Genomic DNA, 23,915 nt, shown 5'->3' with positions numbered 1-23,915 from the left:
GCGCACGGTCAGTCGCCCTGCTCCTGATCGGACTCGCCGGTGCCGTCGCCACTGCGGCGGCGGTGCACCTCGCGATCGACCTTCCACAGGAAGTCGGGATCGTCGTCCGGACCCATCACGCGGCTCGGCGGACGAGATGTGGGACCGTACGCCTTCCACAGCAGGACGGCGAGTGTCACCGCACCGATGAGTGCCAACAGATAGAGCACGTTGCACCTCCTGACCGTGGCGGTGCCGGACGAGGACGTGCCCTCGCCGTGCACCTCCGGGCCGCGGCGACCGCAGACCGGTTCGTCCACATTCTAGGTGGGCGGAACCCGGTCCGGCACGTGGGCTCCGCGGGTGGTCGGCCGGGGTCCGGCAGGTGCACGCCGGAAGTGCGGATTCTGCTGTCTCGGATCAGCGCGTCGCTTCGGTCGTGAGGGAGCGGAGAAGCGCCAGGACCTCGGACTCACGGAAGCGGCGATGGCCACCGGGGGTCCGCAGCGAGCCCAATCGGCCGGCGTGGGCCCACCGGGTGACGGTCTTGGGATCCACATGGAACAGTGCCGCCACCTGGCCCGGGGTCAGCAGGGATTCCTTCGCGCCGTTGAAAGTGGGTGCGCTCATTGCGAATGTCCTCCCGGTTGTCGTGATCGTGTTGTTCGACGCGATCGAGTTGTTCGATCGGGATGTCCAAGCCCATGGTGGCACCGATACCCCTGGTTGCTCGAACGGTCTACGGTTGGTAAAGCGGAAGTAATAGACAAAACGGACGGATGTCCGACTTCCGGAAATCGTCGCGGGGCTCGTCGTCCGGGCCGCCGGTTAACCTGGAGTGGTGAACGACGAACGCCGGAACGAACCCTCGGATACCCCCTCCCAGCGCACTCCACACCCTCACGGTGAGGGCGCCACGGCCGCCGGCGGTCAGGCGGGGACCGGGTCCCTGATCCGGGACGTCGCGTTGTACTCGGTGGCGCGACTCGCCCTCGTGGTCGTGCTCACCCTGCTCATTCTCTACGTTCCTCGGGCATTCGGGGTGGAAATCCCCCTCCTCGTCGCGGCCCTGTTCGCCGTGCTCATCGCCCTGCCCGTCTCGCTCGTGCTCTTCGCGTCGCTGCGGCGTCGCGTCAACGAGGGCATCGCCGCGGTCGACGAGCGTCGACGCACCGAACGCGCCGACCTCGAGAAGCGCATGCGCGGCGAGAACGGGCGGTGACGGCGACCGGCGCGGTCGTCGACCGCAGTGCACCCCGGGACTGGGTCGACAACGCGGTCCGGCTCATCGAGGCCGACGCCCAGCGCAGCGCCGACACCCACCTGCTCCGCTACCCGCTCCCCGCGGATTGGGGCATCGACCTGTACTTGAAGGACGAGTCGACGCACATCACGGGCAGCCTCAAGCACCGTCTCGCGCGCTCGCTGTTCCTCTACGCCCTGTGCAACGGCTGGATCCGTGAAGGGACCCCGATCATCGAGGCGTCCTCCGGGTCCACCGCGGTCAGTGAGGCGTACTTCGCGCGACTCCTCGGCCTCGACTTCGTGGCCGTCGTACCGCGCCGCACCTCGCCGGCGAAGGTCGCGCTCATCGAGGCCCAGGGCGGCCGGTGCCATTACATCGACCGCCCACCCGAGATCTACACCGAGGCGCAGCGGCTCGCCGACGAGCTCGGCGGCTGCTTCATGGACCAGTTCACGAACGCCGAGCGGGTCACCGACTGGCGGGGCAACAACAACATCGCCGAGAGCATCTACTCGCAGATGCGTCTCGAGCGTCATCCCGTGCCGGAGTGGATCGTCGTCGGCGCCGGGACCGGCGGCACGAGCGCGACCCTCGGCCGCTACATCCGCTATCGCCGTCACCGGACGCGGCTGGCCGTCGTCGACCCGGAGAACTCGGCGTTCTTCGGCGGGTTCGAGACGGGATCGGCCGACTACGCGACCGGCATGCCCTCGCGCATCGAGGGGATCGGGCGTCCGCGCGTCGAGCCGTCCTTCGTGCCCGAGGTCGTCGACCGGATGGTGCGGGTGCCCGACGCGGCGTCCATCGCCGCCATGCGGCACGCGAGTACCGCGCTCGGACGTCAGGTGGGCGGCTCGACCGGCACGAACCTCTGGGGAGCCTTCGGCCTGATCGCCGAGATGCTCGCGGAGGGCCGGGAGGGCAGCGTCGTGACGCTGCTGTGCGATGGCGGCGAGCGCTACGCCGACACCTATTTCTCCGACGAGTGGGTCGCTGCGGAGGGGATGGACCTCGCTGGGCCGCTCGCGGTCCTGGAGAAGTTCGCGACCACCGGCGGCTGGCCCCGGTAGAGCCTTCACCTGCGCAGATTCCGTTTCTGTCAATTTTCGTTGACGCGCCCTCGGTGTCAACCTATATTGACAACATGAGTGAAGCCACCACCCTCGCCGCTGCCGCCGCGAGCTCCGATCCCGCAGTAGGCCTGCGCGCCGTGCGTGCCCTGCGCCGGTTGCTGGAACGACTCGAGGAGGTCCAGGTCGCGAATGCCCGCGAGCGGGGTTGGTCCTGGCAGGCCATCGCCGACGAACTCGGCGTCAGCCGCCAGGCGGTCCATCAGAAGCACAATCGGAAGCGCAGGTGATCGTCATGTTCGAACGATTCGCCGACGGTGCCAGATCTGCCGTCGTCGCAGCGCAACAGGAGGCGATCCGGGTGCGCGATCCCCGGATCGAGGCATCGCACCTGCTCATCGGGGCCGCTGTCGCCGCGGATGAACCGCTGCGGGTCCTGCTCGCGGAGGAAGGTCTCACGGTCGACGGGCTCCGCTCCGACCGGGCCGCCCGCACCGCCGACGCCCCGCTCGGTGACGAGGACGCCGCGGCGCTCGAAGCGATCGGGATCGATCTCGACGAGGTCCGGAGCCGTCTCGAAGCCGCCTTCGGCAAGGGGGTGCTCGACGGGAAGAGCACCGATCGGCGGGGCATCGCGAACCGCCTCGGTCACATCCCGTTCGACCGGGCAGCGAAGAAATCGCTCGAGCTCGCGCTGCGGGAGGCGGTCGCACGCCGCGAACGGGTCATCCGCCCCGAGCACATCCTGCTCGGACTGCTGCGCAGCGACGACCCGGCGACCGGAGCCCTCGTGGAAGCACACGTGCCGCGCGAGCAGCTCCGTCAGCGCCTGAACGGCCACCTCGACGCCGCAGCCTGATCCTTCGGGCGGCTACCGGGTCGGCTGTGCGGGAGCGACGGCGAGTGGGCGCCCGGCGACGAGCGGGACGACCGCCGCCGCGACGAGCAGCAGCGTGCCGGCCGCGATCGTCGCGAACGGCCACCACTGACGATCCGACGTGGCCACGGCTTCCGCTGCCTGCGTGTCCGGAGCAGCCGGCGCGGTGCGCGGCAGCGCTTCGGTGGCCGACCGGACGTTGTCGGCGATGCCACTCACGACATCGGCCACCGGCCCGACGCCGTCGACCAGCTGTCCGGTGCCGTCCGTCAGGGCCCGGCCACCGTCGTCGAGGAGAACGAGGCCGTCGCGGAGCTGTCGCGAGCCGTCGGCGGCCTGCGCCATGCCCGCGACGAACTGCGCGTTCGGATCGGTGAGTTCGTAGGCGAGCTGCCGTGCACCGTCGCGCAACTGCCCGAGCTGATCGAGGGTGTCCGGCCCGAGGCCCTGCGTGTCGAGGGTCTCGACGAGTCCGCGCAACTGGCCGGCCGCGCCCTGCGAGACCGGATCCGCGGACGCGCCGAGCGTGTCGGCGACGGCCGTGAGCCGCGCCGTGACGTCGCCCTGCATCTCCCCGAAACCGGAGAGACGGTCGACCACCTCGTCGACGCCACCGCTCACCTGGCGAGCACCGTCGCCGAGCATGTCGACACCGCCGTCGAGTTGCCCGAGGCCGTCGGCGAGCTGCTCCCCACCGTCACGGGCCTGCCGGAGGCCGTCCGAGAGCTGGTGGGCACCGTCGTCGAGCTGGGTGCTGCCCTCCGTCAGCTGCCCGACCCCGCCGTCGAGCACCGACAGCGGCAGTCCGGCCCGCTGCAGATTGCTCCGCGCCTCGTCGACGCCGTCCGCCGAGGGACTCGGCTCTTCCGCGACGGTTGCGACCGTCGTCTCGGGGCGGTCGAGCCAGGCGAAGACCGAACCCGTGCCCACGAGGAGCAGTCCGGCTACAGCGAGAAACAGGGGGAGAAGACGTGAACGCACGCCGGCCGACGCTACCGTCCGTCGCTGAGAGGCCCCTGAGGGGGAGGGGCGACATCGGAGGAGTCCGATTTGCCCGTTACGAGACCGGGTTCCGTGTGCCACAGTGGCACCATGATTTCTCTGATACTGCGGTTGATCATCAACGCGGTCGGTCTGTGGCTCGCGGTCGAGCTCGTCGACGGAATCGACTTCACCGATCCTGCGGGCACCTCCGACACGACCCGCAAGGTCATCTCGCTCGTCGTGCTGGCCGCCATCTTCACCGTCGTCAACGCACTCGTGAAGCCGCTGGTGAAGCTGCTGTCGCTGCCGTTGGTGATCCTCACCCTCGGGCTGTTCCTGCTCGTCGTCAACGCGCTGATGCTCATGCTCACCGCGTGGCTGAGCGGCTTCACCGAGTACGGCCTCACGATCGACGGTTTCTGGGCGGCGCTGTGGGGCGGCGTGATCATCGCGATCGTCAACTTCGTCCTCGGCCTGGTCGTCCCGGACCGCGACTGAGCCCGTCCGCCCGCGACCGGTTCCGCCGCGCCCGCGTCATGGTCAGCCGAAGGCCAGCGCGGGCGCGGTGGCCACCGCCCACACGAGCATCGCGACACCCGAATCGCTGAGCGCCGGGATCAGCGCGAGCCCGAGGGCACCGGCCCGCACCGGCTTGTGCGCGCGGACCGCGAACGGTGCGGCGAGGAAACCGGCGAGCGCCCACGGCGTCGCCGCGACCAGCACGAGCGACATCACGAACGGCACCACGACCAGCACCAGGTGCAGCGTGCGGGTACTCGGGTCGCCCAGTTTGACCGCCAGAGTCCGCTTGCCGGTCTCCGCGTCGGTCGCGATGTCGCGGAGATTGTTCGTCACCAGCACGGCCGTCGAGATCGAGCCGACGGCGACCGCGCAGGCCAGACCCACCCAGTCGACGCGACCGGCCTGCACGAACTGGGTGCCGAGCACCGCGACCAGCCCGAAGAAGACGAAGACGCCGATCTCCCCGAAGCCGCTGTAGCCGTACGGATTCTTCCCGCCGGTGTAGTACCAGGCCCCGGCGATGCAGACCGCGCCGACGAGCACGAGCCACCAGGCGGTCGTGACGGCGAGGGCGAGTCCCGCGACGGCCGCGATGCCGAAGCACACGAACGCCGCGCGCTTGACGGCGCCGGGGCTCGCAGCCCCCGAACCGACCAGCCGCATCGGGCCGACCCGCTCGTCGTCGGTGCCGCGGATGCCGTCGGAGTAGTCGTTGGCGAAGTTCACGCCGATGATCAGGCCCAGCGCGACGACCAGTGCCAGCAGCGCCTTCCACCACACGGCCTCACCGAGCCACGCCGCAGCGCCCGTGCCTGCCAGGACGGGTGCGATCGCGTTGGGGAGGGTGCGCGGACGAGCGCCTTCGAGCCATTGACCAGCCGTTGCCATGGATCGATCTTCGCACCCGGGGCTGCCCGCCGCGTCGTGCGCACCCGTCAGGAGAAGCGCGAGACGAGGGCGCGGCGATCCACCTTGCCCGGCCCACGCAGCGGCAACGCGTCGACGACCTGCAGCTCACGCGGCGCAGCAGTGGGATCGAGCGTGGCCTCGACGTGGTCGCGGAGTTCGGCGAGCGTCGGCGTCGCACCGGGGACGGGCACGACGACCGCCGCGACGCGCTGACCGAGCCGGGCGTCGGGCAGACCCACCACCGCGACCTCCCGAACGGCCGGGTGCTCGACGAGTACGGCCTCGACCACCTGCGGGACCACGGTGAGTCCACCGGTCGAGATGGCCTCGTCGAGCCGTCCCAGGATGCGCAGGATCCCGTCGTCGAGCGTGCCCGCGTCGTCGGTGCGGAACCAGCCGGGTTCGGCGAAGGCGGGATGCTCGGGCAGGTTGCGGTAGCCCGAGGCGAGCGTGGCGCCGCCGAGCCACACTCGCGAGTCGCCGTCGACGCGCACGTGTACCCCGTCGAGCGGCACGCCGTCGTAGACGCAGCCGCCGCAGGTCTCGCTCATGCCGTAGGTGCGCACGACGGTGATGCCGCTCGCGCGGGCGCGGTCGAGGACCGGCACGGGAGTCGCGGCCCCACCGAGCAGGATCGCGTCGAGGCGGGCGAGCGCCGCGGTGGCGTCGGGATGATCGAGGGCCTTGATCAGCTGGGTGGGGACCATCGAGCTGTACCGGCGGGGGCCCGGCATGGCGTCCACCGCCGCCGGCAGATCCGCGGGGTCGAAACCGGCGGACACGTCGACGACGACGGGCTCGGTTCCGGAGAGCAGGCTGCGCAGCAGGACCTGCATGCCCGCGATGTGATGGGCGGGCAGGGTGAGCAGCCACGAGCCCGTCCCGCCCAGCCGGGTGTGGGTGGCATCGCCGCTCGCGCGCAGCGCCTGCGCGGAGAGCAGGGCGCCCTTGGGGGTCCCGGTCGTGCCGGAGGTCGCGACCACCAGTCCCACACCGTCCACGACGGGTTCGCCGGGGCTCAGGGCGCTGGTGAGCCGGAGCGTCTCCCGCTCGTCCCCGGCGGGGACGGGGAGCAGTGCCGGTCCGTCACCGTCGAGCATGCGCTGCAGGGCGGGCAGCACGGAGCGGACGGCGGACCCGGCGGGGACGGGAAGAAGCGCGAGTGTGGTCACAGATCGTATTGTGTCGTGTCCCATCCGCCCGCCTCGAGCTGGCGGCGGACCCGGTCCACGTCGTCGGGCGACGGCATGTTGTTGGTGATCTTGCTGATCAGGACCGCGATGTCGATGCGGTTGATCGAGAGGTCACCGTCCTCGATCAGAGTGTCGGCGACCTGGGCGACCTCCTCGTCGGACAGGCGCCGCGCGAGAAGTGCGAAAAGGGGTACGTAGTCCTGTTCCGGCACCCCTTCGGGGTAACCGGCACGGAGCCACTCGACGATGGAAGCGAGAAACGGCGGGAGGGCCACCCGTCACTCCGATCAGAAGATGTCGATGCCGAACGTTCCGGCGAGGAAATCGGACGCCAGCAGGAGAATTCCCGCCAGGATCGCGCAGGCGACCACGGCGAAGCACAGCACCGCGGCGGTCCGTGCCACCGGATTCGGTGTGCCGTCGCTGCCGCGACCGGTGTCGAGTGCGCGGACTCCGAGGGCGAACAGGGAGGGCAGGCCGGCGCCGAGCAGCAGGCCCACGAGAACGACCTGCCACAGGGAGTCGAGGGTGTGCGTCAACAGGTTCACGAGCGTCCTTCCCCGCCGACCGTTTCGGAGGCACCCGGTGCCGGGGCGAGCTTGTCGTCCCAGTCGGCGGTGACGTTGGAGGCGTCGACGGGCTGCCGGCGCGAGCGCAGCCACATGAGCAGGGCCAGGGCGCACAGGATCGCGAACACGACGAGCACGCCGGACATGCCGCCGATGAGGTGGGCGAGCGCCCAGCAGATCGCTCCGACGACCGCGGCACACGGCAGGGTGATGACCCACGCGACGACCATCCGTCGTGCCACCGACCAGCGCACCTCGGCGCCCTTGGTGCCCAGGCCCGTGCCGAGGATCGATCCCGTGGCGACGTGCGTGGTCGACAGCGGCAGACCGAAATGGCTCGAGGTGAGGATGATGGCGGCCGACGACGACTCGGCGGCCAGGCCCTGCGGCGGGGCGATCTCGACGAGGCCCTTGCCCAGCGTGCGGATGATGCGCCAGCCACCGAGATAGGTGCCGAGGGCGATCGCGACGGCACAGGCGACCTTCACCCAGAACGGCATTTCGGTGTCGGCGGTGATGGTGCCGTGGGCGACGAGGGCCAGGAAGATCACGCCCATGGTCTTCTGTGCGTCGTTGGTGCCGTGGGCGAGCGACATCAGGGATGCGGTGCCGATCTGGCCCATCCGGAAGCCGCGATCGCGGTGCTCGGTGGAGACGGACCGGGTCAGGCGGTGCATCGACCAGATGCCCACCGTGGACACCAGCGCCGCGATGACGGGCGCGAGCACGGCGGGAAGCAGGACCTTGCCCAGCACTCCGTCCCACACGACGCCCTGGACGCCGATCGACGCGAGCGCCGCGCCGACCAGGCCACCGAACAGGGCATGCGACGAACTGGACGGCAGGCCGAACAGCCAGGTTGCGATGTTCCAGAGGATCGCTCCGACCAAGCCGGCGAAGACGATGAGCAACAGATCGGTACCGCCGACGGTGTCGAGGTCGACGACACCCTTCGCGACGGTGGCGGCGACTTCCACGGACAGGAAGGCGCCGACGAGGTTGAGGGTCGCGGACAAAGTGACCGCGGTCTTGGGTTTGAGGGCGCCGGTGGCGATGGATGTCGCCATGGCATTGCCGGTGTCGTGGAAGCCGTTGGTGAAATCGAATGCGAGGGCAGTGACGACCACCACCAGGAGCACGACGAACTCTGCGGTCACGTCTGTCGATTGTGGGGTAGCGGGCAGGTGAATGTACAGCGACGGGGGTGTGAATTCTGCGTCTCGCCGTGACGCCCGACCGGTTCTTTCGGACTCCGACCATGAGCGGAGTGCAGAGCAGACCGCGCGGCTTGTGTGCAAGATCACCGGCGCCGCGCGACTGCCTCCGGCCGTGCCCGGGTATCTCCGTTCGTCAACGGAGGTCGCGCCGCAAGGGATGGTCCTCGGGGATCTGCACCAGGACGATCGGAATCCCGTCGGGATCGGCGATCCACAGCTCGTGCAGTCCCCACGGCTCCTGCTTCGCGCCCCGGACGATGCGCACGCCCTTCAGCGCCAGTTCGGCCTCGGCGTCGTAGACGTCGCGCACCTGGAGCCACAGGGCGCCGTGGAACACCTCGTCGCTGTCGTCGGATCGGCCGTGCGCGGCGATCTCGATGAGCGACTGCCCCGCGAAGAAGACGGTTCCGCCGGGATACTCGCGGGCGATCGCCAGTCCCAGCGTCGAGCCGTAGAACTCGAGGGCGGCCTCGTGGTCGCGCGGACGGAGGATGGTGCGGCTGCTGAGGATCTCCACCGTCACTGCTCCTCGGCCGGGCAGGCCTCGTGATGGCGGCGGCCGTGTGTGCGCCGCGATTCCTTCATCTCGGCTTCGAAAAGGTGACGTCGGCCCTGCACGAGTTCGTCGCGCACCTGCTTCTCGAAAGTGCGGAAGTCCGACCAGTAGCCGTCGTCGAATTCCTCGACGAGTTGGAAGGTCCAGCGACCCTCGGCGATGTTGCGTCCGATGATCTCGGTGCCGAGACGCTCGGCGATCTCGTCGTGCCCGGCCTCGCGGAACAACTCCTCGGCGTCGCCGGTGAGCAGATCGGCGCGACCCATCAGCTGATGGAAGGCATAGAGATGGCCCCGCGCCTGCTCGACGGTCTCGAGAGCCTCGGACAATTTGCCGGTCGCTTTCACAGTGGCGTCGGAGACGCCTTCCGGGCGGGTGTGGGCGGTTCGCGGACTCTGGCGATCGGTCATGTCCCACAGTGTGCCCGAGAGCACACGGTTCGACCGTAACTGGACATATGTGTTTGACGAAGCTTCCGGTGGGACATTACTGACGGCAACGGTGCCCATGACAGCGCCGGCCTGCCACAGCGGGTCCGATGCAGCCGTGACCCGCGGCTGCGCGGCACCGCCGACAACGAGTGAGGAGAACTGCCATGGCGACCGACTACGACGCTCCCCGCACCACCGACATCCTGGGCGGCGGTGGCACTGCCCTGGACGAGCTGGACATCAAGCCCATCGCGGCCGCCGACACCGACGAGGGCGAGATCCTCGAGACCCTCGACCTGCCCGGCGCCGACCTCTCGGCACTGTCCGCGGAGGAGCTCTCGGTCCAGGTCCTGCCGAAGCAGTCGGACGAGTTCACCTGCATGGGCTGCTTCCTCGTCCAGCACCACAGCCGTCGCGCGACGGGCGACGGCGAGCAGGCCTACTGCCGCGACTGCGTCTGACCTTCCGTCCGACGACCCTCCTTGCGCGGCGAACCGGGCCTTGCACCTGCTGTAGCAGGGGCGAAGCCCGGTTCGCCGCGTCAGGATCAGTAGTAGTGCGGGTAGGGCGACCAGTCGGGCTCGCGCTTCTCGAGGAAGGCGTCGCGACCCTCGATCGCTTCGTCGGTCATGTAGGCCAGACGCGTGGCCTCGCCCGCGAACAACTGCTGACCGACGAGGCCGTCGTCCTGCAGGTTGAAGGCGTACTTGAGCATGCGCTGCGCCTGCGGCGACTTGCCGTTGATCTTCTGCGCCCACTCCAGCGCGACGTTCTCGAGCTCGTCGTGGTCGACGACCTTGTTCACCGCACCCATGTGGTGCATCTCCTCGGCCGTGTAGGTGTCGCCGAGGAAGAAGATCTCCCGCGCGAACTTCTGGCCGACCATCTTGGCCAGGTAGGCGCTGCCGTAGCCGCCGTCGAAGCTGCCCACGTCGGCGTCGGTCTGCTTGAAGCGGGCGTGCTCGCGGGAGGCGAGCGTCAGGTCGCACGTGACGTGCAGGCTGTGCCCGCCACCGGCGGCCCAGCCGTTGACCAGAGCGATGACGACCTTCGGCATGAACCGGATCAGCCGCTGGACCTCGAGGATGTGCAGCCGGCCGGCGCGGGCCTTGTCGACGGTGTCGGCGGTCTCGCCGCTCGCGTACTGGTAGCCGCTGCGGCCACGGATCCGCTGGTCGCCGCCGGAGCAGAACGCCCATCCGCCGTCCTTCGGGCTCGGACCGTTGCCCGTGAGCAGCACGACGCCGACGTCGGAGGTGGTCCGCGCATGGTCGAGCACGCGGTAGAGCTCGTCGACGGTGTGCGGACGGAAGGCGTTGCGCACCTCGGGACGATCGAACGCGACGCGGACCGTGCCCTGCGTGACGTGTCGGTGATAGGTGATGTCGGTGAGGTTCTCGAACCCGGGTACCGGGCGCCACAATTCTGGATCGAAGGTCACCTCGTCACCATAAAGGGCCGGGCATCGCGGCGACGTGCGCTGCCGCCCGATAACGTGCACAACCATGAGCGAGCAGACCGATCCCCGCGACGACTACGAACACCACGGCGGATTCCCGGTCTACGAACCGGTGAAGGCGGGGCCGAACTACGGTCGCTTCGTCGAGACCTTCCGGCGTCTGCAGGATCTGATGGTCTCCACGAACCCGCCGGACGAGGTCGTCGACCGAGCGATCGAGCAGACCGAGGCACTCGTCGACCTGCTCGCCGAGCACGCCGTGCCCGAGGGCCGCTCGCCCGCCGGATTCAACGTCGACCTGCCCGGACGCGGCAGCGCGCTGCTGCTGCCGTGGACGATCGAGAAGTACGGACCGGACGGTGTCCGTGAGCGCGGCGTCTTCCGTCGCTACCACCTCGGAGGCAACGGGGCCGCGCACGGCGGCACGCTGCCGCTGCTGTTCGACGACCTGTTCGGCATGGTCATCCACGCCAACGGCCGGCCGATCGCCCGCACCGCCTATCTTCACGTCAACTATCGCAGGATCACCCCGATCGAGACCGAACTCGTCGTCGACGGCTGGGTCGAGCGGGTGGACGGACGCAAGGCCTTCTGCAAGGCCGAACTGCGCGATGTCGACGGCAACCTCCTCGCCGACTGCGAGGCACTGATGGTCCAGTTGCTGCCGGGCCAACCGTGATCTCCCTGCCCCTCCCGTCCTCGCTGCCCCTCCCGTCCGCGGACGAATTGCTCGACGGGGCAGTCGTTATCTCGCTGCCCATGCGCGTCCGGTTCCGCGGCATCACCGAACGCGAGGTGCTGTTGCTGCGCGGACCCGCAGGGTGGGGTGAGTTCGGGCCGTTCCCCGAATACGGCGACGACGAGGCGGCGCACTGGTTGCAGTCGGCGATCGAAGCGGCCTGGCAGGGGCATCCGGCCCCGCGCCGCGCCCGGATCGCGGTCAACGCGACCGTGCCCGCCATCGGCCCGGAGCGCGTCCCCGAGGTCCTCGCCCGGTTCCCCGGCGCGCGCACCGCGAAGGTGAAGGTCGCCGAACCGGGCCAGGATCTCGCGCAGGATGTCGCTCGTGTCCGGGCCGTGCGCGAACACGTGCCCAATGTCCGGATCGACGCGAACGGAGGCTGGAGCGTGGCCGAGGCGGTCCGCGCGCTCACGGCACTCACGGCCGACGGTCCGCTCGAATACGCCGAGCAGCCGTGCGCGACCGTCCCCGAACTCGTCGAGGTTCGCCGCCGCCTGCCCGGGGTGCGCATCGCGGCGGACGAGAGCATCCGCCGCGCCGAGGATCCCCTGCGGGTCGTGCGGGCCGGGGGAGCGGACGTCGCCGTCGTGAAGGTCGCACCGCTCGGCGGGGTCCGACGCCTCGTCGCGCTCGCCGACGAACTCGCCGGGCACGGCGTCGAGGTGGTCGTCTCGAGCGCTCTCGACTCCGCGGTGGGGATCGCCACCGGTCTCGCGGCGGCCGCGGCCCTACCCGACCTCCCGTACGCCTGCGGCCTGGGCACGGGCGGCTTCTTCGAGGCCGACGTCGCGCCGGCTCTGCACATGTCCGACGGAGCGCTCGATGTCGTTGCGGTCGAGCCCGAACCCGGGCGGCTCGATGCGCTGCGGGCCGAACCCGACCGAGTCGAGTGGTGGTGCGAGCGGGTGCGTCGGTGCCGTACGGTGCTGGCCGGACGCGGACTGTGATGAGGCGGAATCGTCGTATATCGTTCCCCGCGTCCCAACGGTCACAAGTGTCACATCTACGGAGGCAGTGAAAGTGGTTGCAGCTCTGGGCGATGCCCTCCTCGGCGCCGACAAGTTCCCGGCGGTCAAGGCAGACGTCGAAGCCCTGATCGATGCTGAGGTGTCGGACAAGAAGGGTGCGTCCGGTCTCGCCCTCAAGGGTGGCTACGCAGCAGTGAAGAAGGTCGGCCCGGGCATCGTGCCGGGTGCCGTCGAAGGTCTGCTGCCCGAATTCGTCGAGAAGCTCCAGCCGTTCTGGGTGGAGTACGCAGGCAACGGTTCGTTCGCGGACTTCCTGGTCGCCCGCGGCGAGGTCGTCGCCGACGCTCTCCTCGGCGTGACCGACGAGCGCATCGCCGGCACGTCGAAGTCCGGCGTCAAGAAGGTCTACGACTCGCTGCGCCCCTCGGCCAAGAAGCACGTCGTCGAGGCCCTGCCGCGCCTGGGTGATCTCATCCAGAAGCACGCCGGCTGAGCCGACACCAGCGACATCCGGACGTCGCGGTCCCGAACCGGTTCGCCGGTCGGTACCGCGACGTTCGTCGTTCCGGGGAAGTTCGGGCCGTCAGTAGACGGGCTCGCCGTACTTCCAGTAGCCGATGAAGGTCACCGCCGACCGGTCCCAGCCGCACTCGCGCACGAGATGACGGCGCACACCGGTCGCGAGCAACGACTCGCCCGCGACGAACGCGTGGGCGGAATCCGACGACGGGGTCGACTCCCGCACCTCGTCGGCGACGAGACTGCCCGGAACCGCCTCGCCATCCGTCCTGATCACCGGATGCACCCGTACGTTCTCGCCCGTCCGCAGGGCCTGGGCGGTGAGGTCGTCGGGGTGCGGAACCTCGACGAAGACCTCCACGGCCGCGAGCGGGTCGAGAGCAAGAATCGAGTCGAGAATGCCCGCCACGGCGGGCACCGCGCTCTCGTCGCCGACGAGCAGCCACGACCGTGCCTCGTCGAGAGGCAGGTTGCTGATGCCCTCGTCGAGGATGCCGATCTCGTCACCGGGCTGCGCCCGCTCCGCCCACGCCGAGGCCGGGCCCAGATCACCGTGCGACGCGAAATCGATCTCGATCTCGGAGGTCGGGCCGAACAGCGCGGTGCCCGCAGGTCGCACGCGGCGGAACGTGTAGTTCCGCAGCACCGGACGCCGATCCTCGGGTAGCTCCTGGTATTCGGGCCACCAACGGTCGTCGGTCGCACCGGGGAGGGTCAGTTCCCGCTGCTCCGGGGTGGGGAAGAACATGCGGAACCAGTGGTCGAAGCCCATCGGTGCGATCGAGTCGACGTCGTCGCCGCCCACGGTGATGCGCACGAAGGTCGGGCTGATCCGTTCGGCGGCGAGTACCTGCGCGCGCACCATCCGCCGCGACTCGGGCTTGAGATAGGGATTGCGCCGTGCGGTTCCGGTGCTCTTCGCCATACGGCCCTCCGAGGTTGCTCGGATGCCACCACTGACGACGTGCAGCATCCCGACGATCGTTCAGCGGAGCCTAACCTGTGTCCTCACCCAGGAGTGCCGGGCCGGTGCAGTCTCCGCACCGCGGGCGTCAGTCCCCATTCCGTCCGTCCCAACCGGCTCACCGCGCCGAGCGCCGCGAAGTCGGGGGCACCGTCCTCCGCCAGCACCTCCGAATCGACGGTCACGGCGAGGACGTCGCCCATCACGACGAACGAGTCGCCGATCTCGATCACACGGTGCAACCGGCACTCGATCGAGGCGGGTGCCTCCGCGACCCGCGGGGGCCGCACCCGCTCGCTCGGCTCGGCGTGCAGACCCACCTCGGTGAACTCGTCGATGTCATGCGGGAACGCCGCCGACGAGGCGTTGACCTTCTCCATCAACGACACGGTCGCGATGTTGATCACGAACTCGCCCGTCTGCTCGATGTTCCGCAGACTGTCCTTCCGGCCCACGGACGTGAACTGCACGACCGGCGGGGCCGTACTCGCCACCGTGAAGAAGCTGTACGGAGCGAGATTGAACACACCGTCCTCGGCCTCGGTGGACACCCACGCGATCGGTCTCGGCACGATTGTCGCGGTGAGAAGGCGGTAGAAGCGGCCGGGACTCGACTCGTCGGGATCGAAGACTGTGCGCACGGCCTCCATTCTGACCGCACCTCTACCCGGCCACATTTCCGGCGCAATTACCCTGGACTCCGTGAATCCGTCCACTGCCCAGGCCACTGCTGTCGTCGACGAACTCGCCCGGGGCGGTGTTCGGGACGTCGTGCTGTGCCCGGGCTCGCGCAACGCGCCGCTCGCCTTCGCGCTCCAGGCCGCCGACAGCGCAGGACGTCTGCGCCTGCACATGCGTATCGACGAGCGCACCGCCGGATTCCTCGCGATCGGCCTGGCCCTCGCCTCGGGGCGTCCCGTCCCGGTCGTCATGACCTCCGGTACCGCCGTGGCCAACCTCGCGCCGGCCGTGCTCGAGGCGAACTATGCTCGCGTCCCGTTGGTCGTGCTCAGCGCCAATCGCCCCTACGAACTGCTCGGATCCGGTGCGAACCAGACCGTCGAACAACTCGGGTTGTTCGGCAGCCAGGTGCGCGCCACCATCAGCCTCGGCCTCGCCGAAGGCATCGAACAGAACAGCCAGTGGCGTTCGGCGGTCTCCCGGGTTCTCGCCGCCGCCCGCGGGACCCGATCGGGCAACGCAGGCCCGGTCCACTTCGACATCCCGCTGCGCGAACCGCTCGTGCCCGAGCTCGACGCGAAGGGCCCGGTGCCCGAGGGCCGTCCCGACGGCAAGGCCTGGACCACCACGGTGCACGCCACCCTCGACGTCCCGCTCGAGATCGACCTGACCCCCGACACGATCGTCGTCTCCGGTCACGGTTCCGCCCACCGCCCCGAGCTGTCCGGGCTGCCGACCGTCGCCGAACCCACCGCACCGTTGCACGGCATCCCGGTGCATCCGATGGCGCTGCCGCACCTGAAGCCGCGCCAGGCGATCATCACCGGACGACCCACCCTGCACCGCCCGGTGTCGAACCTGCTCGCCGACCCCGCCGTCACCGTGTACGCGCTGACCACCGGCCCGCGCTGGCCCGACGTCTCGGGCAACGTCATCGCGACCGGCACCCGCGCCATGGTGTCGGGAACACCCGACGAGGCGTGGCTCGAACGATGCCGCCAGCTGTCGGCGCACACCGACAAGGCCGTGCGCGCCCAGCTCGACGGGCACCCGAAGGCCACCGGACTGCACGTCGCCGCGGTGGTCACGGATTCGCTGAAGCCCGGCGACCAGCTGCTGCTCGGGGCGTCGAACCCGGTGCGCGACGCGGCGCTCGTGAGCTACCCGAAGCCCGACGTGAAGGTGCTGTCCAACCGCGGTGTCGCCGGGATCGACGGTACGGTCTCCACCGCCGTCGGTGCCGCACTCGCCTACGAGCAGGGACGGACCGTCGCGCTGCTCGGCGACCTGACCTTCCTGCACGACGCATCGGGCCTGCTCATCGGGCCGTCGGAGCCGCGGCCGCAGAACCTCACCATCGTCGTCGCGAACGACGACGGCGGCGGAATCTTCGAACTGCTCGAACAGGGCGACCCGCAGTACGCAGGTGTCTTCGAGCGTGTTTTCGGCACCCCGCACGGCATGGACCTCGCGGCACTGTGCGCGGCCTACCGCGTTCCGCACGAGCGGGTGGATCTGCAGGGACTCGCGCTCGTCCTTGCGGACGACGCTGCGCCGCCCGCGGGCATCCGTGTGGTCGAGGTCACCACGGATCGGGCCGGGCTGCGCGAACTGCACGCGGCGGTGCGAGCGCAGCTGTGAGCGGACCCGAGCGCGCGCGGCGCGCGGTTGTCATCGTCGCGGCGGCGATCTCCGCCCTCGCGGTGATCCTGTTCCTCGGCGCCCTCCGCAACGACCTCACCATCCGCTCCGACACGGGCACGGCCGTCGCCGAGGTGCTCTCGGCCGGCTCCCTGCGGTCCGCCGTGAGTTTCGTCACTCCCGATGGTGTGACGCACAATCCCGAGCTCGGTGTTCTGTATCCGACGGGGTTGACCGCCGGGCAGCGGATCGCCGTGGAGTACGCCCGGAGTGATCCCGATCTCGTTCGTGTGACCGGTCGCGACGCCCGCGTCGCCCTGATCCCCACCGGGTCGGTGATCGTCGTCACATGGCTGATCGCCACGCCGGTGCTGATGTGGCTGCGGCGGAGGGCGACCGCCGCACCCGCTGTCGCTCCCGACGTGAAGGATCGACAGCTGCAGATGTGACGAACGAAACGTTCGTCGCGACTTCGTCCCTCGGTCACCGGGCTCGCACCTGCTCGACTCGCAGGCTCGCCACGCTGTCGGCGTGCGAGTAGCCATCGTCGCGGAATCCTTCCTCCCGAACGTCAACGGCGTCACCAACTCGGTGCTCCGCGTCCTCGAGCACCTCGACCGCACCGGACACGACGCGCTGGTCGTCGCACCCGACACGATCGCAGGCCGGCCACCCGCTCCGTCCGACCATCGCGGGACACCCGTCCACCGTGTACCGGCGGTGCGCGTACCGAGGATCAGCTCCCTCCCGGTGGGCGTGCCAGGACCGGAACTCCTTCCGGTGCTGCGCACCTTCGCGCCGGACGTGGTGCACCTCGCGTCCCCGTTCGTGCTCGGTGCCGGCGGTCTCGCCGCCGCGGGACGCCTCGACGTTCCGACGGTCGCGATCTATCAGACGGACGTGGCCGGATTCGCCTCCAGCTACGGGCTCGGCCTCGCGGCGCGTGCGTCCTGGCGGTGGACTCGTCGCCTGCACCGCGGCTGCGATCTCACCCTCGCCCCCTCGACCGCCGCCGTGGACGACCTCGTGGCCCACGGCATCCCGCGCGTGCGGCGCTGGTCGCGGGGCGTCGACACCGACCGCTTCGCGCCGTCCCGGCGGGACGAGGACCTGCGCGCCCGCTGGTCGCCGGACGGCCGCCCGATCGTCGGTTTCGTGGGACGCCTCGCGCCCGAGAAGCACGTCGAGCGGCTCGCGATCCTCGCCCACGACCCGCGGCTGCAGCTCGTCGTCGTCGGCGACGGTCCCGAACGGTCGCGGCTCGAACGACAGTTGCCGTCGGCCGTGTTCACCGGGCAGCTCGGGGGAGAGGAACTGGCCCGCGCCCACGCGAGCCTCGACGTCTTCGTCCATCCCGGTGAACACGAGACCTTCTGCCAGGCCGTGCAGGAAGCCCTGGCGAGCGGGATCCCGGCGATCGTGCCGGACGCGGGCGGACCACGCGATCTCGTCGCCCACTGCCGCAACGGTTACCGCCTGCCGGTGGACCGCTTCGTCGAACTGCTGCCCCGAGCCGTCGATGCTCTGCTCGCTCCCGGGGTCCGGGACGAGTTCGGGGGTGCGGCACGCCGTGGAGTGCTCGGACGCACCTGGCCCGTGCTGTGCGACGAGTTGCTCGCCCATTACCGGCGGGTGCAGGGACTGCCCGCGCACGCGCTCCGCCGCGCCGCGTGAGCGCCGGCGTCCACTAGGGGAGCGGGTAACGTTTCGGCCGTGGCAACAACTCACGGATCGCGCGCGTCGCTCGACAAGGACCCGCGTGAGGTCGCGTCCATGTTCGACGGGGTCGCTGCACGCTACGACCTGACCAACACCGTCCTGTCGTTCGGGCAGGACCGCGGGTGGCGTCGCGCGACCCGTGCGGCTCTCGACCTGAAGCCGGGCGAGCGGGTGCTCGACCTGGCCGCCGGCACCGGGGTCTCCACCGTCGAACTCGGGCGGTCCGGCGCGTGGGTCGTCGCCACCGATTTCTCCAAGGGCATGTTGCACGCCGGTGAGTTCCGCAACGTCCCGATGGTCGCGGGCGACGCGATGAAACTGCCGTTCGCCGACGCGGTCTTCGACGCCGCGACCATCTCCTTCGGCCTGCGCAACGTCGCCGACCCGGACGAGGGACTGCGCGAGATCGCCCGGGTGGTCAAGCCGGGTGGACGCCTCGTGGTGTGCGAATTCTCCACGCCGGTGCGGGAACCGCTGCGCACCGTCTACATGGAGTACCTGATGCGGACGTTGCCGCGGGTCGCGCGGGCGGTCAGCAGCAATCCCGACGCCTACGTCTACCTCGCCGAATCGATCCGGGCCTGGCCCGATCAGGAACAGCTCGCCCGGCGCATCGAGGCCGCGGGCTGGAGCGACGTGAAGTGGCGCAATCTCACCGGGGGAATCACCGCCCTGCACCGCGCGGTACGCAAGTAGCCGCAGTAGTCGCGCGGCACTCAGGCGAAGAGCGGTTGCCGATCCCAGCGCATCGAGAGATGACCGCTCGTCCGCCACACCCGGGCCACGAGGTCGGCGTCCTCGTCGGTGACGAGATTGCCCATCACCCGCACCGCGACCGACATCATCGTCCGCGACCGCATCGCGATCGGGCCGGTCGCCGGCAGGAACTTCGGGATCGTGAGCAGGCTCGCGAGGCGACGCGCGGTGGAGAACGCGCGGCCGTAGTGGGAGCGCAGCGTCGTCGGCCACAGGTCGGTGAGGTCGTCGGAGTCGAGCAGCCCGGCGATCAGCCGACCACCTTCGAGTCCGTAGTCGATGCCCTCGCCGTTGAGCGGATTGACGCACGCCGCGGCGTCGCCGATCAGCGCCCAGTTCCTGCCCGCGACCCCCGACACGGCTCCGCCCATGGGCAGCAGCGCCGACGCCACGCGCGTCACCTCGCCGAGCTCCCATTCGGTGCGGCGTTGCCGCGCGTAGAGGTCGATGAGCGGTCGCAGCGATCCGCTCGCGGGTCGCGAGGCGGTCGCGAGGGTTCCCACTCCCAGGTTCACCTCGCCGGTGCCGAGCGGGAACACCCAGCCGTAGCCCGGCTGGACGGCGCCCGCGTCGTCGCGCAGTTCGAGGTGCGAGGTGATCCACGGATCGTCGCTGCGCGGGGAGGTGGCGTAGGCCCGCGCGGCCACGCCGTAGGTGGTGTCGCGGTGCCAGCGACGACCGAGCACCTTACCGAGGGGAGAGCGCACCCCGTCCGCGACGATCAGCATGCGGCACCGAACGGTCCGCGGTCCGTCGGCGGTGCGGAAGATCACGGCCGAGACCCGGTCGCCCTCGCGTTCGACGTCGACGGCCTTCGTTCCGTCCACGGCGCGGGCACCCGAGTCGAGCGCGACCTGCCGGATCCGGGCGTCGAGTTCGGTGCGCGGCACGGCACTGCCCACGACCGGGAACGACGAGTCGGGCCAGGGGAGTTCGAAGCGGCCACCGAAGCCCTCGAGACGCAGACCGCGGTTTACGGTGCGGGTGCGCAGCCAGTCGCCGAGGCCGAGTTCGTCGAGTTCGGCGACGGCGCGTGGGGTCAGTCCGTCACCGCAGGTCTTGTCGCGAGGGAAGGTCGCGGCATCGACGAGCAACACCTCACGGCCGGCGCGGGCAGCCCACGCTGCGGCGGCGGAACCGGCTGGACCGGCACCGACGACGAGAACATCGGTACTGTCGGGAACGCAGGACTGGGATTGCCGCGGATCTCGCGCGGAGTGTTCGGCCACCACCGCTCCATCTTCTCAGGCCGCGATCGGCCGCCTCGACGAGGTGGATCGGCGAACGAACGGCTAGGTTCACTACGGTGAAGTCGAGGCGACAGAACAGGATGGGTACGTCATCGTGAGCACTGAGGGGGCGGCTCGGACCGCCGGTTCGGCCGATGCGGCGCCGAGCACCGTCGTGGCCGGTGTGGAACTCGGCGATCCGGTCCTCGCCGCGACAGTCGGGGACGGCCTCGCGAGCGTCGAGAAACTCCTGGTCGAGGAACTGTCCGACGGTGAGGACTTCCTGACGGAGGCCGCGCTGCACCTGGCGAAGGCGGGTGGCAAGCGATTCCGGCCGCTGTTCACGATCCTCACCGCGCAGCTCGGGCCGAAACCCACCGATCCCGCCGTGGTGACGGCGGCGACCGTCGTCGAGCTCGTGCACCTCGCGACGCTCTACCACGACGACGTGATGGACGAGGCGACGATGCGTCGCGGTGCCCCGAGCGCCAACGTGCGCTGGGGCAACAGCGTCGCGATCCTCGCCGGCGACTATCTGTTCGCGCACGCCTCACGGCTGGTGTCGACCCTGGGTCCGTCGGCCGTGCAGATCATCGCGGAGACGTTCGCCGAGTTGGTCACCGGTCAGATGCGCGAGACCATCGGTGCGCGCACCAACGACGACCCGGTCGAGCACTACCTACGGGTGATCTGGGAGAAGACCGGTTCGCTGATCGCCGCCAGCGGGCGCTTCGGCGGAACGTTCTCGGGTGCCGATTCCGAGCACGTCGAGCGGCTCGAACGGCTCGGCGACGCCGTCGGCACCGCCTTCCAGATCGTCGACGACATCATCGACATCGCGTCCGACACCACGGAGTCGGGCAAAACCCCCGGAACCGATCTCCGCGAGGGTGTGTACACCCTGCCGGTGCTCTACGCGCTGCGGGAGACCGGACCGGAGGCGGATCGCCTGCGCGAACTGCTCGTCGGTCCCATCGAGGACGAAGCACACGTCGCCGAGGCGCTCGAACTGCTCGTCCGCTCGCCGGGGATGGATGCGGCGAAGGCGACTCTCGCGACCTACGCCGCCCGCGCCCACGCCGAACTCGATGCCCTGCCGCAGGGCCCGGCGAACGAGGCGCTGCGTCGCCTCGTGGACTTCACCGTCGCCCGCGTCGGCTGACGGACCGTCGTGTCGTCCCGCCCCGATCGGGGCGGGAACCGCGCCGTGCGCTCGTTCGTTGGACGAACGAGTGGGGAATCGTGGTGCGGAAGGGGTGCGACGTGCACGGATACTCGAACCGTCTCAAGACGGCCGGTCTGTTGATCGGAATGTCCGCGCTGATCGTGTTCGTCGGAGCGTTGTTCGGCAATTCGACGATCCTGCTGATATCGATCGTGCTCGCCGTCGGCATGAACGGTTACGCGTACTTCAACAGCGACAAGCTCGCCCTGCGAGCGATGCACGCCCAGCCGGTCACGGAGGTGCAGGCACCGGCGATGTACCGGATCGTGCGTGAGCTCGCGACCGCGGCGCACCAGCCCATGCCGCGGCTCTACATCAGCCCCACCAACGCCCCCAACGCCTTCGCCACGGGACGTAACCCGCGCAACGCCGCCGTGTGCTGCACGACGGGCATCCTGGAGATCCTGAACGAACGGGAACTGCGCGCGGTGCTCGGCCACGAACTCGCGCACGTCTACAACCGCGACATCCTCATCTCGTCGGTCGCCGGCGCGATGGCCGCCGTCATCTCGGGTCTGGCGAACTTCGCGTTCTTCGCGTCGGCCTTCGGCAACCGGGAGGGTGGCGCGAATCCACTGGCGCTGCTGCTGGTTTCCCTGCTCGGCCCCATCGCGGCATCGGTCGTCAAGCTCGCCGTGTCGAGGTCGCGGGAGTACCAGGCCGACCAGTCCGGTGCCGAGCTCACCGGCGATCCGCTGGCCCTCGCGTCGGCACTGCGCAAGCTCGCTCTCGGCACGCAGGCCGCGCCGCTGCCGCCCGAACCGAAGCTCGCGGCCCAGTCGCACCTGATGATCGCCAACCCGTTCCGGGCGGGCGACAAGATGAGCCGGTTGTTCTCGACGCATCCGCCGATGGCCGACCGCATCGAACGACTCGAGCGCATGGCCGGGATCCGCTGACGGACGGCACCCCACAGACGACACCTCAGACGACTCCGCCCGCGACGAAGGTCGCGGGCGGAGTCGTAGGGAGGGCTTCGTCGGCCGCGGCCGACGAACTAGCGGTAGTTGACGAACTGCAGGGCGATGTCGAGGTCGGCGTTCTTGAGCAGCGAGATGACGGCCTGCAGGTCATCGCGCTTCTTGCTGCTCACACGCAGCTCCTCGCCCTGGATCTGCGCCTTGACGCCCTTCGGGCCCTCGTCACGGATGAGCTTGGAGATCTTCTTGGCATTCTCCTGGCTGATGCCCTGCACCAGCGTGCCGGTGATCTTGTAGACCTTGCCGGACTGGGTCGGCTCACCGGCGTCGAAGGACTTGAGCGACAGGTCGCGGCGGATCAGCTTCTCCTTGAAGACCTCCAGCGCGGCGAGCGCGCGGTCCTCGGTCTCGGCCGAGATCGTGATGGCTTCGTCGCCCGACCACTCGATGTGCGCCCCGGTGTTCCGGAAATCGAAGCGGTTGGCGATCTCCTTCGCCGCCTGGTTCAGCGCGTTGTCCACTTCCTGGCGGTCGACCTTGCTCACCACATCGAACGACGAATCAGCCACGTCTCACTCCACTTCCGGGTTGGTCTGTAAGGGTTCTGTCCACCCGACGCTATCGGGTCGCGCGGGGCTGTGACCACTCGGTTTGCGTTTCGGGGGGGTATGCGTTGTATTCTTCCAAACGCATCGAGGACGCGGTCCCGATCGCACCCGGCAGGTTGCCCGAGCGGCCAATGGGAGCGGACTGTAAATCCGTCGGCTTACGCCTACGTAGGTTCGAATCCTACACCTGCCACCGGAACGGCCCCGGTTCTTCGGAACCGGGGCCGTTCTGCATTCCGGGGCCCTTACGGTGCGGGCTCCGGAGTGTGGGTCCTGCTCTCCCCGAGGTTCCGGGCGGCTCGGCACGCCGTGCCGTTCCGCCTCGCGCCCGGTGCCCGCCGCCGGCCCGCCGCGCACGTACGTGTGGGCACGGGTGCGTGCCGGTGTGCAGCGCTCGGAGGGGAGCGGCGTTTATGGGCCTCTACCAGCGGATTTTGCACCAGGACCGAGTGTGTGTAATCTTTTGGAGGCCGCAGCGAGCAGAGATGCTCCGGAGGCCACGCCCCCTTAGCTCAGTCGGCAGAGCGTTTCCATGGTAAGGAAAAGGTCGACGGTTCGATTCCGTCAGGGGGCTCGCTGGATTGAGGTGCCGCCTTCGTAGCGACACTCGGCACCGAGGCGGTGTAGCTCAGTTGGTAGAGCAAACGACTCATAATCGTTGCGTCGCCGGTTCAAGTCCGGTCACCGCTACCAAAAGTTCATTGATCCACCCTGATCGATACTGATCGGATTGACGCGAAAGAAGGCATCCCGTGGCCTCCTCTACTGACGTTCGGCCGAAGATCACCTTGGCCTGCGAGGTGTGCAAGCACCGCAACTACATCACGAAGAAGAACCGTCGCAACGACCCCGACCGGCTCGAACTGAAGAAGTTCTGCCCGAACTGCGGTACGCACCAGTCGCACCGCGAGTCCAAGTAGCCGGTCGGAAC

The 23,915-nt window shown here is 69.5% G+C and carries 31 protein-coding genes and 3 tRNA genes; 19 read left to right on the top strand and 15 right to left on the bottom strand.

Annotated features, from left to right (window positions below):
- Positions 1–8 precede the first annotated feature (8 nt).
- Together C6Y44_RS18855 and C6Y44_RS18850 are read right to left on the bottom strand one after the other, a co-directional pair.
- Positions 9–209, bottom strand: coding sequence for a hypothetical protein (locus C6Y44_RS18855; RefSeq protein ID WP_120283578.1), 201 nt, complete (start codon positions 207–209; stop codon positions 9–11).
- Between the two features lie 190 nt (positions 210–399).
- Positions 400–609, bottom strand: a complete 210-nt coding sequence (locus tag C6Y44_RS18850) for a BldC family transcriptional regulator (protein ID WP_006552323.1) — start codon at positions 607–609, stop codon at positions 400–402.
- A 208-nt stretch (positions 610–817) separates the two neighbouring features.
- On the opposite strand from C6Y44_RS18850, the gene C6Y44_RS18845 reads away from it, so the two are divergent.
- The 4 genes from C6Y44_RS18845 (at position 818) to C6Y44_RS18830 (ending at position 3,154) form a co-directional block, all read left to right on the top strand.
- A complete protein-coding gene (locus tag C6Y44_RS18845; RefSeq protein ID WP_120280049.1) occupies positions 818–1,201 on the top strand; it encodes a DUF4229 domain-containing protein in 384 nt (127 codons plus the stop codon).
- Positions 1,198–2,295, top strand: a complete 1,098-nt coding sequence (gene cds1, locus C6Y44_RS18840) for an L-cysteine desulfhydrase Cds1 (RefSeq protein WP_159417749.1) — start codon at positions 1,198–1,200, stop codon at positions 2,293–2,295. Before C6Y44_RS18845 ends, cds1 begins: the two co-directional genes overlap by 4 nt.
- 74 nt (positions 2,296–2,369) lie before the next feature.
- Positions 2,370–2,585 (top strand): helix-turn-helix domain-containing protein, encoded by a 216-nt coding sequence (locus tag C6Y44_RS18835; protein ID WP_016694332.1) that lies wholly within the window; start codon positions 2,370–2,372, stop codon positions 2,583–2,585.
- Positions 2,586–2,590: 5 nt separating this feature from the next.
- Positions 2,591–3,154, top strand: a complete 564-nt coding sequence (locus C6Y44_RS18830) for a Clp protease N-terminal domain-containing protein (RefSeq protein WP_174247002.1) — start codon at positions 2,591–2,593, stop codon at positions 3,152–3,154.
- A gap of 12 nt (positions 3,155–3,166) precedes the next feature.
- Here C6Y44_RS18830 and C6Y44_RS18825 read toward each other — a convergent pair whose 3' ends face one another.
- Positions 3,167–4,153, bottom strand: coding sequence for a hypothetical protein (locus C6Y44_RS18825; RefSeq protein ID WP_159417751.1), 987 nt, complete (start codon positions 4,151–4,153; stop codon positions 3,167–3,169).
- A 111-nt stretch (positions 4,154–4,264) separates the two neighbouring features.
- Between C6Y44_RS18825 and C6Y44_RS18820 the strand changes: the two genes are divergently transcribed.
- Positions 4,265–4,654: a phage holin family protein gene (locus C6Y44_RS18820; protein WP_033096110.1), complete on the top strand. Its 390-nt coding sequence runs from the start codon at positions 4,265–4,267 to the stop codon at positions 4,652–4,654.
- A gap of 42 nt (positions 4,655–4,696) precedes the next feature.
- Here C6Y44_RS18820 and C6Y44_RS18815 read toward each other — a convergent pair whose 3' ends face one another.
- The 7 genes from C6Y44_RS18815 to C6Y44_RS18785 all read right to left on the bottom strand — a co-directional run bounded on the left by C6Y44_RS18815 (position 4,697) and on the right by C6Y44_RS18785 (position 9,532).
- On the bottom strand, positions 4,697–5,566 hold the full coding sequence (locus C6Y44_RS18815; RefSeq protein ID WP_120280044.1) for a 1,4-dihydroxy-2-naphthoate polyprenyltransferase: 870 nt from the start codon (positions 5,564–5,566) through the stop codon (positions 4,697–4,699).
- A gap of 47 nt (positions 5,567–5,613) precedes the next feature.
- Positions 5,614–6,783, bottom strand: a complete 1,170-nt coding sequence (menE, locus tag C6Y44_RS18810; RefSeq protein WP_404817768.1) for an o-succinylbenzoate--CoA ligase — start codon at positions 6,781–6,783, stop codon at positions 5,614–5,616.
- On the bottom strand, positions 6,756–7,055 hold the full coding sequence (locus tag C6Y44_RS18805) for a DUF3349 domain-containing protein (RefSeq protein WP_120280042.1): 300 nt from the start codon (positions 7,053–7,055) through the stop codon (positions 6,756–6,758). The genes menE and C6Y44_RS18805 overlap by 28 nt, the downstream gene beginning before the upstream one ends.
- A gap of 12 nt (positions 7,056–7,067) precedes the next feature.
- Positions 7,068–7,328, bottom strand: a complete 261-nt coding sequence (locus C6Y44_RS18800; RefSeq protein ID WP_060650701.1) for a hypothetical protein — start codon at positions 7,326–7,328, stop codon at positions 7,068–7,070.
- Positions 7,325–8,506 carry an inorganic phosphate transporter gene (locus tag C6Y44_RS18795; protein WP_159417753.1) on the bottom strand — a complete coding sequence of 394 codons (1,182 nt, stop codon included), beginning with the start codon at positions 8,504–8,506 and terminating at the stop codon, positions 7,325–7,327. The genes C6Y44_RS18800 and C6Y44_RS18795 overlap by 4 nt, the downstream gene beginning before the upstream one ends.
- Before the next feature lie 193 nt (positions 8,507–8,699).
- A complete protein-coding gene (locus C6Y44_RS18790; RefSeq protein WP_159417754.1) occupies positions 8,700–9,083 on the bottom strand; it encodes a VOC family protein in 384 nt (127 codons plus the stop codon).
- Positions 9,084–9,085: 2 nt separating this feature from the next.
- Positions 9,086–9,532, bottom strand: coding sequence for a hypothetical protein (locus C6Y44_RS18785; RefSeq protein ID WP_060650869.1), 447 nt, complete (start codon positions 9,530–9,532; stop codon positions 9,086–9,088).
- A 185-nt stretch (positions 9,533–9,717) separates the two neighbouring features.
- Here C6Y44_RS18785 and C6Y44_RS18780 point away from each other — a divergent pair, with 185 nt between their 5' ends.
- The gene (locus C6Y44_RS18780; protein ID WP_120280039.1) at positions 9,718–10,014 is read left to right on the top strand and encodes a DUF4193 domain-containing protein; all 297 of its coding nucleotides are present in this window, start codon (positions 9,718–9,720) and stop codon (positions 10,012–10,014) included.
- 86 nt (positions 10,015–10,100) lie between these two features.
- On the opposite strand, the gene C6Y44_RS18775 is transcribed toward C6Y44_RS18780, so the two are convergent.
- The gene (locus C6Y44_RS18775; protein WP_024101698.1) at positions 10,101–10,994 is read right to left on the bottom strand and encodes a 1,4-dihydroxy-2-naphthoyl-CoA synthase; all 894 of its coding nucleotides are present in this window, start codon (positions 10,992–10,994) and stop codon (positions 10,101–10,103) included.
- A gap of 64 nt (positions 10,995–11,058) precedes the next feature.
- On the opposite strand from C6Y44_RS18775, the gene C6Y44_RS18770 reads away from it, so the two are divergent.
- The 3 genes from C6Y44_RS18770 to C6Y44_RS18760 all read left to right on the top strand — a co-directional run bounded on the left by C6Y44_RS18770 (position 11,059) and on the right by C6Y44_RS18760 (position 13,215).
- Positions 11,059–11,691 carry a PaaI family thioesterase gene (locus tag C6Y44_RS18770; protein ID WP_120280038.1) on the top strand — a complete coding sequence of 211 codons (633 nt, stop codon included), beginning with the start codon at positions 11,059–11,061 and terminating at the stop codon, positions 11,689–11,691.
- A 23-nt stretch (positions 11,692–11,714) separates the two neighbouring features.
- On the top strand, positions 11,715–12,701 hold the full coding sequence (locus C6Y44_RS18765; RefSeq protein ID WP_159419158.1) for an o-succinylbenzoate synthase: 987 nt from the start codon (positions 11,715–11,717) through the stop codon (positions 12,699–12,701).
- Between the two features lie 73 nt (positions 12,702–12,774).
- Positions 12,775–13,215 (top strand): DUF6918 family protein, encoded by a 441-nt coding sequence (locus C6Y44_RS18760; protein WP_006552306.1) that lies wholly within the window; start codon positions 12,775–12,777, stop codon positions 13,213–13,215.
- Between the two features lie 90 nt (positions 13,216–13,305).
- Here C6Y44_RS18760 and C6Y44_RS18755 read toward each other — a convergent pair whose 3' ends face one another.
- Positions 13,306–14,166, bottom strand: a complete 861-nt coding sequence (locus C6Y44_RS18755; RefSeq protein ID WP_174247003.1) for a siderophore-interacting protein — start codon at positions 14,164–14,166, stop codon at positions 13,306–13,308.
- 83 nt (positions 14,167–14,249) lie between these two features.
- Entirely contained in the window at positions 14,250–14,855 is a 606-nt protein-coding gene (locus C6Y44_RS18750; RefSeq protein ID WP_159417756.1) for a flavin reductase family protein, read from the bottom strand.
- Between the two features lie 52 nt (positions 14,856–14,907).
- Here C6Y44_RS18750 and menD point away from each other — a divergent pair, with 52 nt between their 5' ends.
- From menD to C6Y44_RS18730, 4 genes are all read left to right on the top strand, one after another.
- Complete coding sequence (menD, locus tag C6Y44_RS18745; protein ID WP_159417757.1) at positions 14,908–16,527, top strand: 2-succinyl-5-enolpyruvyl-6-hydroxy-3-cyclohexene-1-carboxylic-acid synthase; 1,620 nt, start codon at positions 14,908–14,910, stop codon at positions 16,525–16,527.
- Entirely contained in the window at positions 16,524–16,976 is a 453-nt protein-coding gene (locus tag C6Y44_RS18740; protein WP_159417758.1) for a DUF3592 domain-containing protein, read from the top strand. The genes menD and C6Y44_RS18740 overlap by 4 nt, the downstream gene beginning before the upstream one ends.
- 82 nt (positions 16,977–17,058) lie before the next feature.
- Positions 17,059–18,201 carry a glycosyltransferase family 4 protein gene (locus tag C6Y44_RS18735; protein ID WP_159417759.1) on the top strand — a complete coding sequence of 381 codons (1,143 nt, stop codon included), beginning with the start codon at positions 17,059–17,061 and terminating at the stop codon, positions 18,199–18,201.
- A gap of 39 nt (positions 18,202–18,240) precedes the next feature.
- A complete protein-coding gene (locus tag C6Y44_RS18730; RefSeq protein ID WP_071935515.1) occupies positions 18,241–18,942 on the top strand; it encodes a demethylmenaquinone methyltransferase in 702 nt (233 codons plus the stop codon).
- Positions 18,943–18,962: 20 nt separating this feature from the next.
- Here C6Y44_RS18730 and C6Y44_RS18725 read toward each other — a convergent pair whose 3' ends face one another.
- Positions 18,963–20,234, bottom strand: coding sequence for a geranylgeranyl reductase family protein (locus tag C6Y44_RS18725; protein ID WP_120280031.1), 1,272 nt, complete (start codon positions 20,232–20,234; stop codon positions 18,963–18,965).
- A 112-nt stretch (positions 20,235–20,346) separates the two neighbouring features.
- On the opposite strand from C6Y44_RS18725, the gene C6Y44_RS18720 reads away from it, so the two are divergent.
- Positions 20,347–21,393: a polyprenyl synthetase family protein gene (locus C6Y44_RS18720; RefSeq protein WP_159417760.1), complete on the top strand. Its 1,047-nt coding sequence runs from the start codon at positions 20,347–20,349 to the stop codon at positions 21,391–21,393.
- 101 nt (positions 21,394–21,494) lie between these two features.
- The gene (htpX, locus tag C6Y44_RS18715; RefSeq protein WP_024101689.1) at positions 21,495–22,355 is read left to right on the top strand and encodes a zinc metalloprotease HtpX; all 861 of its coding nucleotides are present in this window, start codon (positions 21,495–21,497) and stop codon (positions 22,353–22,355) included.
- Positions 22,356–22,453: 98 nt separating this feature from the next.
- On the opposite strand, the gene C6Y44_RS18710 is transcribed toward htpX, so the two are convergent.
- Positions 22,454–22,945 carry a YajQ family cyclic di-GMP-binding protein gene (locus tag C6Y44_RS18710; protein ID WP_006552295.1) on the bottom strand — a complete coding sequence of 164 codons (492 nt, stop codon included), beginning with the start codon at positions 22,943–22,945 and terminating at the stop codon, positions 22,454–22,456.
- Between the two features lie 149 nt (positions 22,946–23,094).
- Here C6Y44_RS18710 and C6Y44_RS18705 point away from each other — a divergent pair.
- The 4 genes from C6Y44_RS18705 to rpmG all read left to right on the top strand — a co-directional run bounded on the left by C6Y44_RS18705 (position 23,095) and on the right by rpmG (position 23,904).
- Positions 23,095–23,177 (top strand) — tRNA-Tyr (locus C6Y44_RS18705).
- Positions 23,178–23,485: 308 nt separating this feature from the next.
- Positions 23,486–23,558, top strand: a tRNA-Thr gene (locus tag C6Y44_RS18700).
- A gap of 43 nt (positions 23,559–23,601) precedes the next feature.
- Positions 23,602–23,677: transfer RNA gene (locus C6Y44_RS18695), tRNA-Met, on the top strand.
- A gap of 59 nt (positions 23,678–23,736) precedes the next feature.
- Positions 23,737–23,904, top strand: coding sequence for a 50S ribosomal protein L33 (gene rpmG / locus C6Y44_RS18690; RefSeq protein WP_003941903.1), 168 nt, complete (start codon positions 23,737–23,739; stop codon positions 23,902–23,904).
- Positions 23,905–23,915: the final 11 nt, after the last annotated feature.

The sequence above is a fragment of the Rhodococcus rhodochrous genome (assembly GCF_014854695.1).
Lineage (GTDB): Bacteria > Actinomycetota > Actinomycetes > Mycobacteriales > Mycobacteriaceae > Rhodococcus.
Note: the sequence above shows the minus strand (reverse complement) of the source record. Positions and strands in the feature narration are given on the sequence as shown.

Bases quoted from the DNA above. Each gene is read 5' to 3' on its own strand.
- C6Y44_RS18850 (WP_006552323.1), bottom strand. From the start codon at position 609: ATGAGCGCACCCACTTTCAACGGCGCGAAGGAATCCCTGCTGACCCCG.
- C6Y44_RS18835 (WP_016694332.1), top strand. From the start codon at position 2,370: ATGAGTGAAGCCACCACCCTCGCCGCTGCCGCCGCGAGCTCCGATCCC.
- C6Y44_RS18830 (WP_174247002.1), top strand. From the start codon at position 2,591: ATGTTCGAACGATTCGCCGACGGTGCCAGATCTGCCGTCGTCGCAGCG.
- C6Y44_RS18820 (WP_033096110.1), top strand. From the start codon at position 4,265: ATGATTTCTCTGATACTGCGGTTGATCATCAACGCGGTCGGTCTGTGG.
- C6Y44_RS18815 (WP_120280044.1), bottom strand. From the start codon at position 5,566: ATGGCAACGGCTGGTCAATGGCTCGAAGGCGCTCGTCCGCGCACCCTC.
- menE (WP_404817768.1), bottom strand. From the start codon at position 6,783: ATGGGACACGACACAATACGATCTGTGACCACACTCGCGCTTCTTCCC.
- C6Y44_RS18785 (WP_060650869.1), bottom strand. From the start codon at position 9,532: ATGACCGATCGCCAGAGTCCGCGAACCGCCCACACCCGCCCGGAAGGC.
- C6Y44_RS18780 (WP_120280039.1), top strand. From the start codon at position 9,718: ATGGCGACCGACTACGACGCTCCCCGCACCACCGACATCCTGGGCGGC.
- C6Y44_RS18770 (WP_120280038.1), top strand. From the start codon at position 11,059: ATGAGCGAGCAGACCGATCCCCGCGACGACTACGAACACCACGGCGGA.
- C6Y44_RS18755 (WP_174247003.1), bottom strand. From the start codon at position 14,166: ATGGCGAAGAGCACCGGAACCGCACGGCGCAATCCCTATCTCAAGCCC.
- C6Y44_RS18750 (WP_159417756.1), bottom strand. From the start codon at position 14,855: ATGGAGGCCGTGCGCACAGTCTTCGATCCCGACGAGTCGAGTCCCGGC.